Here is a 14,312-nt window from a genome sequence, read left to right on the forward strand (position 1 = left end):
CAACCTATCATTCCGTGATTCATCGTATAGCGAGGACACCGGCCGCGGCAAGGGGTAAAAGCTGGGGCGGGTAAGGGCCTCTACGAGGCACGACTCACCCACGGAGCGACGAGTACCGCCTGTGCTACTCCGTCAGCCCCAAGCTCGACTTTCGCTCTTTGAGCTGAGGGTCATGCGGCGTCTTCCCAGGCCAGCGGGTCGGCCAGGATTTCTTCGGGTTTCGGCTGGTCATGGCGATCGGCGGTTCGTGGGCGGGGCAGCGGTGATGGGCCGTCAGCTTGACGACGTCATCCAGGCCATGAAGCGGCCGAACATCACGGTCCAGGTCCTTCCGCTGCGGACCCACGCTCATGTCGGCCTGGAGGGGGCATTCTCCGTCCTGACCTTGGGCGTAAGCGATCCCGACGTCGGCTACATCGAGGGGCCGGCGGGTGATGGGTACGTTGAAGCGGCTGATCAGGTCCGGAAGCTTAAAGTGACTTTCGAGCGCCTTGCCAGCGCGACCGTCCGAGACGGCGTTGACGTTCATGTCACCAAGGCGGGCACGGTGTGGATCGCCACGGTGGATGGCGTCGCGGGCGGCATATCCGCCCATTCTGTGAAAGAGCTGCACAACGACGTCGCCGTGGGGCTGCCGTTCCTATTCGCCGACTACGACCGGCCGCCGACCCCGATCTATCACTACACTCTGCCCGGCCTCTCCAAGGAGGACCTGAGCGCCTTCGCGGAACTCCAGCACCGAGCCGTCGCGATCACCGAGGACTATGGCAGGACCGCCAAGACCCGGGTAGAGCAACTACATGGGCTCGGCCTGCCACAGTCGTAGCGCGCGAGGAACTCATCCCCGGAGATGCCCAGCGCCTCCTGCACGGCACGGCTGAACAGGATTCGCCCCTGCTCTTCGGTTACCTCTTGACCCCGATGGCCGGCTCCCTCCCTCGGAGTTCCCTCCAGTTGTGTCGTGTCGCACACGAAGAGTAGCGCGGACGGTGTCGGTGGGGGGTGTACGGGTGACAGTGTGTGCAATCAACCGGAAGCAGGTAAAGACACCGCGTTCGCCGGTGATGCGCTCACTCGTTCTGGTCGAGGAGGCCCGCGTCGTGGACCAGCAGGGCGATCTGGACGCGGTTGTTGAGGCCGAGCTTGGTGAGAATGCCGGAGACGTGGGTCTTGATCGTGGGCACGCTGAGGTGGAGCGCTGATCCGATCTCGGCGTTGGACCAGCCCTGTCCGACCGCGACGGCGACCTCCCGCTCGCGGTCGTTGAGCAGGCCCAGGCGGTCGACGGCGTGTGCGCGACGCCGTTCGTGGTCGGCGGCGGCTACCCGGGCGATGGCCCTGGTCTGGCTGCACCGCCGCGTCCTCGCGACCGCCGACGACCAGACGCGTGGGTGACACCGTACGTGATCAACTGGAAGCAGGGAAAAACTACCGGTTGAGTAGGTGTAATCCTTTACGGTCGGGTCTCTCGAGGTGCTAGCTTTGCCCAAATAATCGCCAACAAGGCGACGTGAGTGCAAGGCCGGAGTGCTGCCTGACCACGCGCCTTCCCCCCTTTCGAGTCTTCGAGCGAGACCATATGAACGCTGCTTCGCCATGCCCGGAACGTGTTCCGGCCTCCCCCGGCGACCTGACCCCGGCCGACCCCCAGTGGTACAAGCGGGCGGTCTTCTATGAGGTGCTGGTCCGCGGGTTCAAGGACTCCAACGGCGACGGCACCGGCGATCTGCGCGGGCTGATCGAGAAGATGGACTACCTCCAGTGGCTGGGGGTCGACTGCCTCTGGCTGCTGCCGCTGTACGAGTCCCCGCTGCGAGACGGCGGATACGACATATCCGACTATTTGAAGATCCTTCCGGAGTTCGGCGACCTCGGAGACTTCGTCAAGACGATCGAGGCCGCCCACGAGCGCGGCCTGCGCGTCATCACCGATCTCGTCATGAACCACACCAGCGACAAGCACCCGTGGTTCCAGGCGTCCCGGCAGGACCCCGACGGGCCGTACGGCGACTTCTACGTGTGGTCCGACGACCCGACCCGCTACGCGGACGCCCCGATCGTCTTCGTCGGCGCCGAGGAGTCCAACTGGACGTACGACCCCGTACGCGGCCAGTACTACTGGCACCGGTTCTTCCACCACCAGCCGGACCTCAACTATGACAATCCAGCCGTCCAGGAGGCGATGCTGGAGGTCCTCCGCTTCTGGCTGGATCTCGGCGTCGACGGCTTCCGGCTGGACGCCGTGCCGTACCTCTTCGAACGCGAGGGCACCTCGTGCGCCGGCCTGCCGGAGACGCACGACTACCTCAAGCGGATCCGGTCCGAGGTGGACCGGCTCTACCCCGACCGGGTGCTGCTCGCCGAGGCGAACGGCTGGCCGGCCGACGTGGTGGAGTATTTCGGCGACCCGACCAAGGGCGGCGACGAGTGCCACATGGCGTTCCACTTCCCGCTGATGCCGCGCATCTTCATGGCGGTACGGCGGCAGAGCCGCGAGCCGATCTCCGAAATCATGTCGGTGACCCCAAAACTGCCCGAGACGGCCCAGTGGGGCATCTTCCTCCGTAACCACGACGAGCTGACGCTCGAGACCGTGACCGAGGAGGAGCGCGACTACATGCACGCCGAGTACGCCAAGGACCCCCGGATGCGGGCCTACCTCGGCATCCGGCGGCGGCTCGCGCCCCTGCTGGAGAACGACAGGGACCAGATCGAGCTGTTCACCGCGCTGCTGCTGAGCATGCCGGGATCACCCGTCATGTACTACGGCGACGAGATCGGCATGGGCGACAACATCTGGCTGGAGGACCGGGACTCGGTCCGTACGCCGATGCAGTGGACCCCCGACCGCAACGCCGGATTCTCCGCCGCCGACCCGGGCCGCCTCTACCTGCCCGCGGTGATGGACCCGGTGTACGGCTACCAGGCCGTCAACGTCGAGGCGCAGACGAAGAGCGAGTCGTCGCTGCTGCACTTCACCCGCCGGATGCTGCAGATCCGGCGGGAGCACCCGATCTTCGGCACCGGCGACTACACCGAGCTGTGGTCGGCCAACCCCGGGGTGCTGGCCTACCTGCGGGAGGAGGGCGACGACCGGGTGCTGTGCGTCAACAACCTGTCGCGCTTCGCCCAGCCCGTCGAGCTCGACCTGCGCCGGTTCACCGGGATGACGCCGGTCGAGTGCCGCGGCGGCGTGCCGTTCCCCGTGATCGGCGTCCTCCCCTACCGGCTCACCCTCCCCGGCTACGGGTTCTACTGGTTCTCTCTCGAAAACCGGAGCTGACTGCGCGGACGGTCACGGGCCGTCTCACCGGGCCGTGACCGGGATCCGAGCCCGGGCGGCCCGGCGGGCGGGGATCAGCGCGACCAGGAGGGCCGCGCCGATCGCGACGCCGATCGCCGCGGCGAGCATGCCCGGGGTCGGCGCCCGGCCGATGCCGGCGCCGACCCCGCTGTGCCGCCCCTCCAGGTCGATCAGGGCCCGCGACCACAACACCCCCACGCAGCCGCCGAGGAGCACCCCGACCACCGCCAGCAGCCCGGTGCCGGTGACCAGCGTGGCCATGACCTGGCGTGGGGTGAGTCCCATCGCCTTGAGCACGGCCAGATCGAGCACGTGGTCGCGCAGCCCGAGCGCGCCGGCGGTCAGCAGATTGGCCAGGCCGATCAGGGCCAGCACCACCACCAGCGCCACGATGATCACGCGGATCACCGCGAGCCGGTCGGCCGGGTTGACCGCCTGCGCGACCTCCAGGCCCTGCGCCTGCAGCCGGGCCCGTGCCTCGCCCGGCTCGGCCCCCGGCCGCAGCACCAGGCCGTAGAACCGCGGCGGCACCGCGTCCTTGGCCGCCAGACTGTCGATGCCGAGCGACAGCACCTCGCCGTCCTGCTCCGGCTCGATGACCCGCCCCACGATCCGCACGATCAGCGGGGTGCCGCCGATCGTGATGCGGACCCGGTCCCCGACGCGCGCGCCGAGGAGATCGAGCAGACCCTGCCCGGCCACGGCCTCGCCCCGGTCGCGGAACATCCGTCCCTCCGCCACCGGGAACGGATAGGGATCGGCCGAGGTGCCCAGCGCCCGGGTCCGTACCGTCCTGGTCTGCCCGGGCACGAGGGCGTCGAGCTCGGCCCCCGGATAGGCCGCCACCACGTCGGAATCGGCCATCACCCGCTCGCGCGTCTCCTCCGCCGTCAGGTCGGCGGGCCGTACGGCGAGGGCCGCCGCCTGGCCGACCCCCTCCGGATGCCGGATGAAGTCGTCAAGCGTCGCCCAGCAGCCGAGCCCGATCGTGATCATCATCATCGGGATCGCCACCCCGCAGATCGTGAGCAGCGCCGGTGTCCGCCGGGTGAAGGCGTCCCGCGCGCCGAGGACGAGCGCGGGCGGCAGCCGCACGAGCAGGGCGAGCCGGGCCAGCCGCGACAGACGCCCGCGAGGCGGCGCGGCGGGGACCGCGGGCAGGGGCGGGGTGCGGCCGCCCCGCCAGGCCGGCAGCCAGACCGCCACCAGCACCACCAGCGCCGTGCCCACCATGATGGCGGCATGCGGGCCCGGCGACAGCGGCGTCACGCCGCTCTCCCCCAGGGCGTACGCGGTGATCAGCCAGGCGGCGACCACGCCGAGTGCGATTCCGGCGAATCCGAGGGCGCCGTGCTCGACCAGCAGCATGCGGGTGACCTGGCCACGGGTGAACCCGAGCGACTTGAGCGTGGCGATGTCGCGGAGCTGGGTCAGCACCCGGCCGCCGGTGACGTTGGCGAGCGCGAGCGCGGCGGCGACCAGGCCGGCCACGCCGAACAGCCCGAGCAGCAGGCCGAGCAGCCGGTTGTCCAGCTCCATGGCCGCCCGGACCTCCCGCCACGTGGTGACCCGCTGCACCTGCCCGCGCAGCGTGAAGACGGCTCGTTGCACGATGAGATCGGTCAGTCCCGGGTCGGCCAGCCGCAACCCGGTGACGGTCTCGGTGCGGCCGGAGGCGGGCTCGACCGCGGTGAGTGTCTGCCGGAGCGTCCAGGCCAGGCCGGGCGCCCATTCCGGGTAGAAGCCCTGGTCGCCGCTCTCCGCGAGCCCGGCCACGGTGAGCGTGTGCGTGGCGCCGTTCAGGCCGGTGACGGTGAACGGGCTGCCCGGCCGCAGGCCGATCGCCCGGGCGAACGACCGCTCGACCACGACCCCCTCCGGATGGCGTACGTCGAGCCAGCGGCCCTCGCTGAGCAGTGGACGGGCGACCGCGGGAAGCGCCGCCGGCGCCTCCTGAAGCGAGATCGGCACCTTGCGGCCGCTGTCGGCGGCGAGGGTCGCCGGGGCGCTGTGGTACGGCCCGGCCACATCGGTAACACCGTCGAGGCTCTTGAGCGCGGAGACGTCGGGAACGGTCTTGGTGTGGAGCCAGATGTGGGCGCCGCGGCCGCGCTCGAACAGACCGCGCCAGGGATTGGTGCCGTCTTCGAGGAGGGTGGCCGCGGCGATGAGCGCGGTGACGATCCCCGCCACGGTCAGCACGGTCAGCAGCGCCTGCCCCCGGCGGGCCCGCAGATCAGCGCGGACCCACCTCCCCTCCGCCGAACCGATCATGCGGCTAGCCACGCAGCTCCACCACGTCGCCTGCCGTACCACCCGGGCCCCGGCGCCGCCGCACGATGGCGCCGTCGTCCACGATCTCACCGTCGAGCAGGCTCACCACCCGGTCTGCCAGTCCGGCGACGCGCGCGTCATGCGTCACCAGCACGATCGTCTGGCCCTGCCGGTGGACCCGGCTCAGCAGCTTGAGTACGTCGCGGGTGTTGCGGCTGTCCAGGTTGCCGGTCGGTTCGTCGGCCAGGAGCAGCCTCGGCTGGTTGGCGAGCGCGCGGGCGAGCGCCACGCGCTGCTGCTCCCCGCCGGACAGCTGGGCGGGCGCGGCGGCGGCTCGATCGGTCAGGCCGAGTTCGCCGAGAAGGTAGTCGCGCCGTTCGCGGGCATGCCGCGGCGAGGCGCCGCCGAGGAGCGCGGGCAGCTCCACGTTGTCGGCCACGGTCATGTTGGTCACCAGGTTGAAGAACTGGAAGACGAAACCGATCTTCTCGCGGCGTAGTACGGCCCAGCCGCTCTCCGACAGCGTGTCGGCACGTTTGCCGTCCAGCCAGATCTCGCCGCTCGTGCGCGTGTCCAGCCCGCCGAGCAGGTGAACGAGGGTCGACTTGCCCGACCCGGACGGACCCATGATCGCCACGAACTCGCCGGGCTCGACGGTGAGATCGACGCCGCGCACGGCCGGTACGGGAAGCCCGCGGCCGGTCTGGTAGATCTTCACCAGATTGACCGCTCGGATCGCCGGTGTCGTGGTCACGCAATTCGTCCTGACTGCAAGATCACGCAAGGCATCGCCGCAGGTGAGAGGGGCATGCTGCGAGTTTCTGCAAGATCACGACAGGCGAAAGCGCTGGTCAGGCCGTTTTCTGCGAGTATTCGCAAGATCACGGTTGGGGTGGGGGGTGGGGGGGTGAGCGGCATTATGGGAGGTCCTCCTGGCAGCGTTCGAGCCAGTCGAGGTCGGCCTGCAGGTGGAGCATGGCGCCCTCGATGAGCAGGAGGGCGACGCGGTCGCCGGGGTCCGTACGCTCGGCCAGCTCGCCGAGTTCCCGCATCAGGGACAGGTAGTGCCGGCGCTGCCGGTTGATCAGCGCCATTCGGTCCGACAATCCGGTCATCGGGGCCAGCACGAGTTTCATGAAGAACTCGTCCCGGACCCTGGGACCCTCGGTGGGCTCCTCGGCCCAGGCCTGCAGGGTCTCGAAACCGGCGGCCGTGATGTAGTAGACCTTCTTGTTCGGCCGGTTCGACTGCTCGACGCCGACCGACCGGACGTGCCCGTCCTTCTCCAGCCGCCCGAGCGTCACATATATCTGGCCGATGTTCGGCGAGGGGTACGCGCTGCCGAAGATCGCCTCCAGCGCCTGTTTGAGTTCGTACCCATGGGCAGGTTCCTTCGCAAGGAGCGCCAGCAGCGACTGCCGCACGCGCTCACCCCCAGCCGTCGGAAAGCAGTTACCGGAGCGTTATCGGCTTCAGCGTTGACCTTCACATTATCGCTATGCATAACATGCATGTATCTACCTAACACGTATGTAACTCGCAAGACCCGCAAGTCACGTGGAGGCCGTGTGGTTCGCCGAGCCGTCGCCCTGCTGGCCGCTCTGCTCGCGGCCGGATGCGCGGGGTCCGCGGACACGGCCGCCGGCGGGTCGGCCGACGACGGGACCGGCGGCACCGGCCCGATCACGCTGGCGATCGGGCGGGACACCACCGCCTATCTGGCGCCTCTGCTGGACCGGTGGAACCGGGCACATCCCAACGAGCCGGTCACCCTGCTGGAACTCCCGGAGGCGGCCGACGAGCAGCGTGCCCAGATGGTCGCCAACCTGCAGGCGCACAGCGACGTCTACGACGTGCTCGGGCTCGACGTGGTCTGGACGGCGGAGTTCGCCGACGCCGACTGGATCGTGCCGCTCGACCGCAGCCGGTTTCCGCTGGACAGGATGCTCAAGGGGGTCGCCGACACGGCGATCTACCGCGACCGGCTGTGGGCGGCGCCGTACGTGAGCAACGCGGGCCTGCTCTACTACCGCTCCGACATCCTGAAGAAGGAGCACCTGAAACCGCCCAAGACCTGGGCGGAGCTGCGCGATCAGGCCCGGCGACTGACCGAGAAATATCACATCGGGGGATATGCCGGACAATTTCTCCCCTATGAGGGGCTCACCGTGAACTTCGCGGAGGCCGTACGGTCGGCGGGCGGGTCGATCCTCAGCCCGGACGCCCGGAGCGTCACCCTGGATCTCGGCGCCGCGCGCACCGCGCTCGACTTCCTCGTCGGCGGCGTCAAGGAGGGGTGGATCCCCCGTGAGGCCCTGACGTACAAGGAGGAGGAGTCCCGGCTCGCCTTCCAGGAGGGGCGGCTGCTGTTCGCGCGCAACTGGCCGCACGCGTACGGCCCGGCCACCGGCTCGGCGCTCGCCGGCAAGTTCGCGGTGACCCGGCTGCCCGGCCTGGACGGCCCGGGATCGAGCGCGCTCGGCGGGCTGAACCTCGCGATCAGCGCGTACTCCAAGCACCAGAAGACCGCGCTCGACTTCATCCGCTACTTCACCGGCCCGGAGATCCAGCGGCTCGTGCTCACCGAGGGGTCCTTCCCCCCGGTCCGGGCCGAACTGTACGACGACCCGGAACTGATCAAGCGCTTTCCGTACCTGCCCGTGCTCAAGGAGTCGATCCTGTCGGCACGGCCGCGGCCGGTCACTCCCGACTACAACCAGGTCAGCCTGGTGATCTCCAGCACCGCGTCCGCGGCGCTGGGCCTTGGCACACCCGTTGACGAAGCCGTCGCCGACCTGAAACAGGGCCTCGGCGAGGTGATCCACCCCGGAGGATAGATGATGCGCAAACTCCCCATCCCGATCGCCCTGCTCGCTCTCGCCGCCGTGGCCTGCGGCGGCAACTCGGGCGGCGAGCCCGCGGTCGGCCAGACGAGCGCCTCCAGCGGCGGCGACGCCGCCGCAGCGGCCAAGCCGTTGGACGGCGTCACGATCGAGGTCGCGGCCAAGTGGACCGGCGACGAGCAGGCCAACTTCGAGCAGGTGCTCAAGGCGTTCCAGGACAAGACCGGCGCCACCGTGACCTATGCCTCGACGGGTGAGGACACCGGCGCCTTCCTCGGTCCCCGCATCCAGGGCAACAACCCGCCGGACGTCGCGATCCTGCCGCAGCCGGGCCTCGTACAGCAGTACGCCGACGAGAACGCGCTCAAGCCGCTGACCCCCGAGGTGCAGGCGCAGATCGACCAGAACTACACCCCGTACTGGAAGGAGCTCGGCTCCGCCAACGGCCAGGTGTACGGCGTGCTGGTCAAGGCCGCGCACAAGTCGCTCATCTGGTATCGGCAGCAGGCGTTCGACGACGCCGGGGCGCAGGAGGCGGCGACCTGGGACGACCTGGTCAAGAACGCGCAGCTGCTGGCCGACTCCGGCACGCCGCCGTTCGCGCTGTGCGGCGCCTCGGGCTGGACGCTCACCGACCTGTTCGAGAACGTCTACCTCTCCTCGGCCGGCCCGGAGAACTACGACAAGCTGTCCAAGCACGAGATCCCATGGACCGACTCCACGGTGACGACCGCGCTGGAGAAGATGGCGCAGATCTTCGGGAAGAAGGAGTTCCTGCTGGGCGGCGCCTCCGGCGCCCTGCAGACCGACTTCCCCACATGCGTCACTCAGGTCTACGGCCAGAAGAAGGCCGCGATGGTCATCGAGGCCGACTTCGTCGCGGGAGCGGCCGCCCAGTCCGGCGCGAAGGTCGGCGAGGACGCCAAGGCCATGGCGTTCCCCAAGGTCGGCGACACCGAGCCGGTCGTGCTCGGCGGTGACATCGCGGTGGCGCTGAAGGACTCCAAGGGCGCGATGGCCCTGCTGGAGTTCCTGGCCTCCAAGGAGGGCGGCGAGATCTGGGCCAAGCTGCCCGGCTACCTGTCGCCCAACCGCAACGTCTCGCCCGACAACTACCCGAACGAACTGACCAAGCAGCTCGCCCAGACGATCATCTCGGCCGGCGAGGCAGTCAGGTACGACATGTCGGACCTGACACCCAGCGCGTTCGGCGGCACGGACGGCAAGGGCGAGTGGAAGGATCTGCAGGACTTCCTGCGCGACCCCTCCGACGTGAAGGGCGCGCAGAAGAAGCTCGAGGCGGACGCGGCCAAGGCGCTCAAGAAGTAGTGGGAGGAAGGCCGTGACCGAACGGAAGGGGCCGCGCGCACGGCTCGGCCCCTCGCCGACGCTGGCGGTGCTGTTCCTGCTGCCCGCGCTGCTCCTGCTCGGGGTGTGGATGGTCTACCCCGTCATCTACTCGATCTTCCGCAGCCTCTACGACGCCACTGGCGAGCGCTTCGTCGGGCTGGGCAACTACGGCTCGATCTTCACCGACTCGGCGACGCTGACCACGATCAGGAACAACGTCATCTGGGTCGTGGTCGCCCCGCTGGTGGTGACGGTGCTCGGCCTCATCTTCGCCGTGCTGACCGAGCGGATCCGCTGGGCGACCGCGTTCAAGCTGGTCCTGTTCATGCCGATGGCGGTCTCCCTGCTCGCGGCAGGTGTCATCTTCCGGCTCGTCTACGAACAGGACCCGGACAAGGGCGTGGCCAACGCCGTGCTGACCACGGTCCACGACACGTTCTCCTCCAGCCAGGGCTACCCGGGTGCGCGGCCGCGTGAGAACGACCAGGCCCCGGCGGTCGCGCAGCAGGACGGCACGGTGACGGTCAGTCAGCCGGCCCAGCCCGGCCAGGCGGTGCTGATCCCGCTCGTCGGCCTGCCGCCGGACTCCGTCAAGGACGCGGCGCCGGCGAAGGCGGCCGCCGCGCCGCCCGGCGGCGGGGAGATCGGCGGCACGGTCTGGCTCGACGTCGTACGCGGCGGCGGCGGCACAGTCAACCAGGTCGACCCGCAGGAGAAGGGCCTGGCCGGCATCACGGTCGAGGCGGTCTCCGACGGTCAGGTGAAGGCGACCACCGAGACGGCCGCCGACGGCACCTTCCACCTCACCGGTCTGCCCGCCGGGTCCTACACGGTACGGCTCCCGCAGTCGAACTTCGCCGCCCCGTTCAACGGGCTGACCTGGCTGGGTCCGGCCCTGATCACCCCGGCGATCATCGGCGCCTACATCTGGGTGTGGGCCGGGTTCGCGATGGTGCTGATCGCGGCCGGGCTGTCGGCGGTTCCCAGGGACGCCCTGGAGGCGGCGCGGATCGACGGGGCGACCGAGTGGCAGGTGTTCCGGCGGATCACGGTGCCGCTGCTCGCGCCGGTGCTGCTCGTCGTCTTCGTCACGATGGTCATCAACGTGCTGAAGGTCTTCGACCTGGTGTTCATCATCGCCCCCGGCTCGGTGCAGCCACAGGCCAACGTGATCGCGCTGGAGATGTGGCGGGTCTCGTTCGGCGGCGGCAACAACCAGGGCATGGGAAGCGCACTTGCGATCTTCCTGCTTGTGCTGGTGGTGCCGTTCATGATCTTCAACATCCGCCGCTTCAGGAGGGACGAGCGATGACGACCGTGGCGGCCGAGCCGCCGCAGCAGGCGGCCGGGATCGAGCGCGGCCTCGCGGGCCGACTGCTGGACCGGATCGGCGGCGGCGTGGTCCAGGTGTTCCTGGTCCTCGTCGCGGTGTTCTGGCTGGTGCCGACGCTGGGGCTGCTCGTCGTGTCGATGCGCGACGACACCGCCAACAACTCGAGCGGCTGGTGGACGTTTTTCACCAAACCGGCCCAGATCACCTTCGAAAACTACTCGAACCTGCTGACCTCCGGCTTCACCTCGTCGTTCTGGAACACCATCCTGATCACGGTCCCGGCGACCTTGCTGATCATCTTCATCGCGGCGATGGCGGCCTACGCGTTCGCCTGGATCGAGTTCCCCGGCAGGGACACGGTCTTCCTGCTCGTCATCGCCCTGCTGGTGGTGCCGATCCAGATCGCGCTGATCCCGATCGCCAAGCTGTACGGAACATTCGGAATCTTCGGCTCGATCACCAGCGTGGTCCTGTTCCACGTCGCGTTCGGCCTGCCGTTCGCCATCTTCCTGCTGCGCAACTTCTTCGTGGGCATCCCACGGGAACTGCTGGAGGCCGCGAGGATGGACGGCGCACCGGAATGGCGGATCTTCGTGACCGTGGTGTTCCCGCTGGCCAAGCCGGCGGTCGCCTCGCTCGGGATCTTCCAGTTCCTGTGGGTCTGGAACGACCTGCTCGTCGCCCTGGTCTTCGCCGACACCCAGAACCAGCCGATGACCAAGGCGCTGCAATCTCAGATGCGGCAGTTCGGCACCAACGTGGACATCCTCGCTCCCGGGGCCTTCCTGTCGCTCATCATCCCGCTGGTCCTGTTCTTCGCCTTCCAGCGGTACTTCGTCCAGGGCCTGCTCGCGGGCTCGGTGAAATGACTCCGAGACGTCGGATGCCCGCTTCACGGGGGTAGGCGGGCATCCGATCTTTATGCCGTACGGCACGCGAAAAGCCGATAGAGTGCCCGACCATGGCAGGACGTCCGTTGCACGAAATCGTGGAAGCCGGCTGGGCGGAGGCGCTCGAACCCGTCGCGGGGCGGATCACCGCCATGGGCGACTTCCTGCGGCAGGAGATCGCGGAAGGCCGCCAGTATCTCCCCGCCGGGTCCCAGGTGCTCCGCGCGTTCCAGCAGCCGCTGAGCGAGGTCCGCGTGCTGATCGTCGGGCAGGACCCCTATCCCACCCCCGGCCATCCCGTGGGGCTGAGTTTTTCGGTCGCCCCCGACGTGCGCCCGCTGCCGGGCAGCCTGGTCAACATCTTCAAGGAGTACACGGCCGACCTCGGCCATCCGGCGCCGTCCAACGGCGACCTCACCCCCTGGGCCGAGCAGGGCGTGCTCCTGCTCAACAGGGTGCTGACGGTGATGCCGGGCAAGCCCGCCTCCCATCGCGGCAAGGGCTGGGAGGAGGTCACCGAGCAGGCCATCAAGGCGCTTGTCACACGTGGCGGCCCGCTGGTGGCCATCCTGTGGGGTCGCGACGCGCGCAACCTGCGACCGATGCTCGGCTCGGGGGACACCGCCGTACCGTGCATCGAGTCCGCGCACCCGAGCCCGCTGTCCGCGCGCAACGGGTTCTTCGGATCCCGGCCGTTCAGCCGGGCCAACGAGCTGCTGGAGCGGCAGGGCACCGCGCCGGCCGAGTGGAAACTACCCTGACGCCTGACCGATAGGATCAGTCAGCATGAGCGATGCAACGGACACGGGACGCTATCTGCGCCTCACCGTCGACCTGGTGGTCGAGGTCCTCGACGTGAACGCCCTGCAGGCGGCGGCGCTGGCGGAGATCCGCAGCCCGGAGGCGGAGCTGGACGACGCCGAGCGCCAGGAGCAGATCGAGCTGGTCGGCGCCGACGAGACCGGTGCCGCGGCGCTGCAGTGGCTCATCGAGCCCGACCACGTGCTCGGCCTCGTCGAGCACGTCCAGGAGGTGGAGCCGAGGGAGGCCATGCTGGGCGTCGAGCCGTCCGAGGGCATCCTCGAGGAAGAAGGCGATCACGACCACGAGGGCCCCGACGACCACCTGCTCTAACCTCCTCCCGTGATCTCGCAGTTTCTCGCAGACGAGTCACTTGACCTGCGACTATGCCTTACGTGATCTCGCACTCGCGAGCGCGGGATCAGGAATGGCGTTTCCGCCGCTCAGCGGATAAGCCTGTGAGAAACTGCAAGATCACGAACGTCCGGAAACGCGGAGAAACAGCCGGTCAGCAGGTGATGGTCACCGGATCGGTGACCGCTTCGTTATAGCCGAGATTGCCGCTGCCCGAGGTCGTCCCCAAGCTGATGATCAGGTGGGTCCGATATTTCCCACTGGCGCATGGCGCGACGACAGTCAACTGGGCGATTTGACTAGGCCGTTCGAACTCAATTATCCCGACGCCGTCCCTTGGTATAGGTGTCCGACCGTCCGTGTCGAACCAGAGCCACCCCCATCCGCCGTATCCTTCCGCACACGTGACGGTCCCGGTTAAGGACATGGTCTCGCCGTCCAACGTGGGCTCGGTGAGGTTGGCCGTACACTCCGGGACGTTGTTCTGGATCACCGTCGTGTCGGCGTTGGCCGCGCTGGCCGGCACGATCACTGCCAGCGCGAGCAGTGCCGACACCGCGGCGGCGGATGTCCTGAACCGTCTCATGATCTCCTCCGATGCTGGATGAAAGTTCCCTTGCACCGTCACTGTCACCTCGCTAGGCAAGGTTGTCAAGATTTGAACTACTTTGGATAGATATTGGACAGGAGAATGAGCATCTACCATCGCAACGGCCAGGAGCAGCCTCGGGCGAGCCCGGGTTGTCGGGGTTCAGGCGGCCAGGGGGCCGGGGGTGCGGCAGAGCCAGTCGTTGTCCGTGCCGTCGAAGCCGTCGTCCTAGCCGCCACGTTCACCGGCGTGGCGGCGAATTCTTTATGCCCCTGCCCACGAGCACAGTCGCGGCGATCGACCCGTTGAGATGCCGCGCAGTCTCCGTTCCCGATTGACACGACTCTGCACCGGCGCAACCGGCCACATGCGAAACGCTTCCGCTGGTGTCGAAGGCGAGCAAGACGGCGAGCATGCCGAGCATGCCCCCCATCACCGCCCGCTGCGCGCGCAACCAGACGGGCCGCCGCGACAGGAAGCCCGCGATGCCACCGGCGGCCAACACGATCGACAGTAAACAACCAGCCGGTGCGCAGAGCGTGATGGCCGCTGGCCCGGCGTCGATCTGACCGCT

Annotated in this window: 12 protein-coding genes and 2 pseudogenes; 8 read left to right on the top strand and 6 right to left on the bottom strand. The window is 68.6% G+C overall.

The window, feature by feature from the left end; all coding sequences use genetic code 11:
• The first annotated feature begins 172 nt into the window (after positions 1–172).
• Positions 173–826 (top strand): Scr1 family TA system antitoxin-like transcriptional regulator, encoded by a 654-nt coding sequence (locus ACFHYQ_RS12120; RefSeq protein WP_394301208.1) that lies wholly within the window; start codon positions 173–175, stop codon positions 824–826.
• Between the two features lie 244 nt (positions 827–1,070).
• Here ACFHYQ_RS12120 and ACFHYQ_RS12125 read toward each other — a convergent pair.
• Positions 1,071–1,340 (bottom strand): annotated as a pseudogene (locus ACFHYQ_RS12125) (response regulator transcription factor); the annotation flags it as partial.
• 239 nt (positions 1,341–1,579) lie between these two features.
• Between ACFHYQ_RS12125 and treS the strand changes: the two are divergent.
• Positions 1,580–3,283 carry a maltose alpha-D-glucosyltransferase gene (treS, locus tag ACFHYQ_RS12130; protein WP_394301209.1) on the top strand — a complete coding sequence of 568 codons (1,704 nt, stop codon included), beginning with the start codon at positions 1,580–1,582 and terminating at the stop codon, positions 3,281–3,283.
• A 24-nt stretch (positions 3,284–3,307) separates the two neighbouring features.
• On the opposite strand, the gene ACFHYQ_RS12135 is transcribed toward treS, so the two are convergent.
• The 3 genes from ACFHYQ_RS12135 to ACFHYQ_RS12145 all read right to left on the bottom strand — a co-directional run bounded on the left by ACFHYQ_RS12135 (position 3,308) and on the right by ACFHYQ_RS12145 (position 7,002).
• On the bottom strand, positions 3,308–5,590 hold the full coding sequence (locus tag ACFHYQ_RS12135) for an ABC transporter permease (RefSeq protein WP_394301210.1): 2,283 nt from the start codon (positions 5,588–5,590) through the stop codon (positions 3,308–3,310).
• Positions 5,583–6,332: an ABC transporter ATP-binding protein gene (locus ACFHYQ_RS12140; RefSeq protein WP_394301211.1), complete on the bottom strand. Its 750-nt coding sequence runs from the start codon at positions 6,330–6,332 to the stop codon at positions 5,583–5,585. The genes ACFHYQ_RS12135 and ACFHYQ_RS12140 overlap by 8 nt, the downstream gene beginning before the upstream one ends.
• A gap of 163 nt (positions 6,333–6,495) precedes the next feature.
• Positions 6,496–7,002, bottom strand: coding sequence for a PadR family transcriptional regulator (locus tag ACFHYQ_RS12145; RefSeq protein ID WP_394301212.1), 507 nt, complete (start codon positions 7,000–7,002; stop codon positions 6,496–6,498).
• Positions 7,003–7,146: 144 nt separating this feature from the next.
• Between ACFHYQ_RS12145 and ACFHYQ_RS12150 the strand changes: the two genes are divergently transcribed.
• The 6 genes from ACFHYQ_RS12150 to ACFHYQ_RS12175 all read left to right on the top strand — a co-directional run bounded on the left by ACFHYQ_RS12150 (position 7,147) and on the right by ACFHYQ_RS12175 (position 13,128).
• Positions 7,147–8,415 carry an ABC transporter substrate-binding protein gene (locus tag ACFHYQ_RS12150; RefSeq protein ID WP_394301213.1) on the top strand — a complete coding sequence of 423 codons (1,269 nt, stop codon included), beginning with the start codon at positions 7,147–7,149 and terminating at the stop codon, positions 8,413–8,415.
• Positions 8,416–8,418: 3 nt separating this feature from the next.
• Entirely contained in the window at positions 8,419–9,750 is a 1,332-nt protein-coding gene (locus ACFHYQ_RS12155; protein ID WP_394301226.1) for an ABC transporter substrate-binding protein, read from the top strand.
• 109 nt (positions 9,751–9,859) lie between these two features.
• Complete coding sequence (locus ACFHYQ_RS12160; RefSeq protein ID WP_394301227.1) at positions 9,860–11,083, top strand: ABC transporter permease; 1,224 nt, start codon at positions 9,860–9,862, stop codon at positions 11,081–11,083.
• A complete protein-coding gene (locus ACFHYQ_RS12165; RefSeq protein ID WP_394301214.1) occupies positions 11,080–11,973 on the top strand; it encodes a carbohydrate ABC transporter permease in 894 nt (297 codons plus the stop codon). The genes ACFHYQ_RS12160 and ACFHYQ_RS12165 overlap by 4 nt, the downstream gene beginning before the upstream one ends.
• Before the next feature lie 92 nt (positions 11,974–12,065).
• Positions 12,066–12,755 carry a uracil-DNA glycosylase gene (locus ACFHYQ_RS12170; protein WP_394301215.1) on the top strand — a complete coding sequence of 230 codons (690 nt, stop codon included), beginning with the start codon at positions 12,066–12,068 and terminating at the stop codon, positions 12,753–12,755.
• 25 nt (positions 12,756–12,780) lie between these two features.
• Positions 12,781–13,128 (top strand): hypothetical protein, encoded by a 348-nt coding sequence (locus ACFHYQ_RS12175; RefSeq protein ID WP_394301216.1) that lies wholly within the window; start codon positions 12,781–12,783, stop codon positions 13,126–13,128.
• Positions 13,129–13,303: 175 nt separating this feature from the next.
• Here the strand turns inward: ACFHYQ_RS12175 and ACFHYQ_RS12180 are convergent, their stop codons facing one another.
• Positions 13,304–13,735 (bottom strand): hypothetical protein, encoded by a 432-nt coding sequence (locus ACFHYQ_RS12180; RefSeq protein ID WP_394301217.1) that lies wholly within the window; start codon positions 13,733–13,735, stop codon positions 13,304–13,306.
• 244 nt (positions 13,736–13,979) lie between these two features.
• Positions 13,980–14,312 (bottom strand): annotated as a pseudogene (locus ACFHYQ_RS12185) (hypothetical protein); the annotation flags it as partial.

Source organism: Sphaerimonospora cavernae (assembly GCF_042435035.1).
GTDB lineage: Bacteria > Actinomycetota > Actinomycetes > Streptosporangiales > Streptosporangiaceae > Sphaerimonospora > Sphaerimonospora cavernae.

Bases quoted from the DNA above. Each gene is read 5' to 3' on its own strand.
- ACFHYQ_RS12120 (WP_394301208.1), top strand. From the start codon at position 173: ATGCGGCGTCTTCCCAGGCCAGCGGGTCGGCCAGGATTTCTTCGGGTT.
- treS (WP_394301209.1), top strand. From the start codon at position 1,580: ATGAACGCTGCTTCGCCATGCCCGGAACGTGTTCCGGCCTCCCCCGGC.
- ACFHYQ_RS12155 (WP_394301226.1), top strand. From the start codon at position 8,419: ATGCGCAAACTCCCCATCCCGATCGCCCTGCTCGCTCTCGCCGCCGTG.
- ACFHYQ_RS12160 (WP_394301227.1), top strand. From the start codon at position 9,860: ATGGTCTACCCCGTCATCTACTCGATCTTCCGCAGCCTCTACGACGCC.
- ACFHYQ_RS12165 (WP_394301214.1), top strand. From the start codon at position 11,080: ATGACGACCGTGGCGGCCGAGCCGCCGCAGCAGGCGGCCGGGATCGAG.
- ACFHYQ_RS12170 (WP_394301215.1), top strand. From the start codon at position 12,066: ATGGCAGGACGTCCGTTGCACGAAATCGTGGAAGCCGGCTGGGCGGAG.
- ACFHYQ_RS12175 (WP_394301216.1), top strand. From the start codon at position 12,781: ATGAGCGATGCAACGGACACGGGACGCTATCTGCGCCTCACCGTCGAC.
- ACFHYQ_RS12180 (WP_394301217.1), bottom strand. From the start codon at position 13,735: ATGAGACGGTTCAGGACATCCGCCGCCGCGGTGTCGGCACTGCTCGCG.